Source organism: Cellulomonas telluris, assembly GCF_004886325.1.
Taxonomy (GTDB): Bacteria; Actinomycetota; Actinomycetes; order Actinomycetales; family Cellulomonadaceae; genus Cellulomonas; species Cellulomonas telluris.
Window position 1 is genome coordinate 1 of sequence record NZ_QXFN01000076.1, and the last position, 557, is coordinate 557.

Here is a 557-nt window from a genome sequence, read left to right on the forward strand (position 1 = left end):
GGCCTCGAGGACGCCATCTCCTGGGGCGCCCCCGGCCCGACCCACGACCAGCGCAGCTGGACCTTCGACCTCGACCCGGGCGGCAAGGACCCCGTCCTGGGGATCGAGCGCCTCCAGGAGGCCTACTTCGCCCGCGAGCCCGACTACCCGCGCGGCATCACCGTCCCCGCGATCGTCGAGGTCGAGTCGGGCAAGGTCGTGACCAACGACTTCCCGCAGATCACCCACGACCTCTTCTTCGAGTGGCGCGACCACCAGCGCGACGACGTCCCGGACCTCTGGCCCGCCGACGTCCGCGAGGAGATGGAGGCCGTCATGAAGCGGGTCTTCACCGAGGTCAACAACGGCGTCTACCGCTGCGGCTTCGCCGGCTCGCAGGAGGCGTACGACGACGCCTACGCCCGGCTGTTCACCGCGCTCGACTGGCTCGAGGAGCGCCTCGCCGACCGCCGCTTCCTGATGGGCGACGCGATCACCGAGGCCGACGTCCGCCTCTTCACGGCCCTCGTCCGCTTCGACGCGGTCTACCACGGCCACTTCAAGTGCAACCGCAACAA

General features: G+C 70.0%; 1 protein-coding gene. It reads left to right on the forward strand.

From position 1 onward, the window contains the following. Nucleotides 1–557 (forward strand): glutathione S-transferase C-terminal domain-containing protein (locus FB586_RS18815; protein ID WP_187697899.1); only part of this gene is annotated, 557 nt, incomplete at both ends.